Origin of the sequence: Mesorhizobium sp. YR577 (assembly GCF_900116595.1) — a bacterium.
Taxonomy (GTDB): Bacteria; Pseudomonadota; Alphaproteobacteria; order Rhizobiales; family Rhizobiaceae; genus Mesorhizobium_M.
Window position 1 is genome coordinate 1 of sequence record NZ_FPBI01000069.1, and the last position, 1,499, is coordinate 1,499.

Annotated in this window: 2 protein-coding genes; both read right to left on the reverse strand. The window is 59.6% G+C overall.

Annotation, left to right across the window (positions count from 1 at the left end; translation table 11 throughout):
• Nucleotides 1-205 precede the first annotated feature (205 nt).
• A complete protein-coding gene (locus tag BM413_RS32350) occupies nucleotides 206-493 on the reverse strand; it encodes a hypothetical protein (RefSeq protein WP_091918919.1) in 288 nt (95 codons plus the stop codon).
• A gap of 112 nt (nucleotides 494-605) precedes the next feature.
• Nucleotides 606-1,058 carry an SRPBCC family protein gene (locus BM413_RS32355; protein WP_091918920.1) on the reverse strand — a complete coding sequence of 151 codons (453 nt, stop codon included), beginning with the start codon at nucleotides 1,056-1,058 and terminating at the stop codon, nucleotides 606-608.
• Nucleotides 1,059-1,499 lie beyond the last annotated feature (441 nt).

The following is a 1,499-nucleotide window of genomic DNA, read 5'->3' on the forward strand; positions in this document are numbered from 1 at the left end:
CGAAAACTCGCCATTCTGGCCAATGCCGTCATCGCAAGGGGAACACCTTGGACACCAGTCCATACGCGATGACGCAAACATGGTTGCTCCCCCGCTTGCGGGGGAGAGGAAAGGTGCCGACCCGCCGAGCCCTGGCTCCCTTCCTCTCCCTCCGGAGGGGGGAAGACGCTACGCGCTCAGCAGTGCAGCCTGCAAAATCACCCGATCAGTCAGCTTCCATCTGGCAGCTGGGACCGACGAACTTCCCCGTGGAAACATCCAGATGGTTGTTCGAATCCATGGGGCTGCAAACCGGATAGCGATCGTTGCCTTGCCGCTGAGTGCTTAACGTCTTGTCGTGGTCCACATCCGTATTGGCGGACTCGGCATTGGCGGTCTGCTGGTCTTGCTGCTGCGACTGCGGGGCTGCCGCCTGTTGATCCGGTTGTTGATCTTGCGCGCTGACACAGCCGGCTATGGCCAGCAAAAGAAAGCCTGTTGCCGAAAGGACCATAACTCGCATGTTTCACCTCACGAAGAAGAGACGATCAGGCTACGTCCAGCCAGACAAGGCTCAAAAGTAATCCGGCAGTTCACAAAATCGGCAATCTTGCCGGAGCGAACCGTTACCCGGCGCTCACCTTCTCATTGAAACTCGAAAAGAACTGCCCTGCCAGCTTCTTCGACGTCGAGGTGATCAATCGGCTGCCAAGCTGTGCGATCTTGCCGCCGACATCTGCCTTGGCCTCATATTTGAGGAGGGTGGAGTTCGCGCCATCCTCGGTCAGCGTCACATCCGCGCCGCCCTTGGCGAAACCGGCAATGCCGCCCTTGCCCTCGCCCTGAATGGTGTAGGAGTGCGGCGGCTTCAGGTTCTTCAGCGTCACCTCGCCGGCGAATGTCGCCTTGATCGGGCCAATCTTCAACACCACCGTGGCGGCCATGTCGGTCGGCGTCTTCATTTCCAGGCTCTGGCAGCCGGGAATGCACTCCTTGAGAACCGCCGGGTCGTTCAGCGCTTCCCACACTTTCTGCACGGGTGCCGCGATCTGTTCCTCGCCTTCGATAATCAGGGCCATGATGTCCTCCGACTGATTGCTTCATGAGGCGTATCGAACCCTGCAGGTCTTGTCCATCGCACCAAAGTGTTGGGCGCCAGCCGAGCTATCGCGGCATGGCCGGCGTTTACGATTGGTGACGAGGGGCGCAATGCGTCATCAACTCTGAGAGATTAGCGGTGACAGCCGTGAAATCTCGTCATCCCGGAAACCGGAGCGGAGCGGAGGTTATCCGGGATCTATTGGCCGCAGCATCGTCGGGCGCGGCCCGGCCCTGATGTCGACGCGTTCTGCACCGCTGAAGCTCTTTTGCATTCCGGCATGGATCCCGGGTCTCCGCTTCGCTCCGCCCGGGATGACGAAGAGAGGGTATCGCCGCTAATCGCAAACGTTGTTTAAGACCAGAGACGCAATTGCCGCGCGCCAGCGCTGACGATTAGCACGCGCCAAACAATGCAGTTC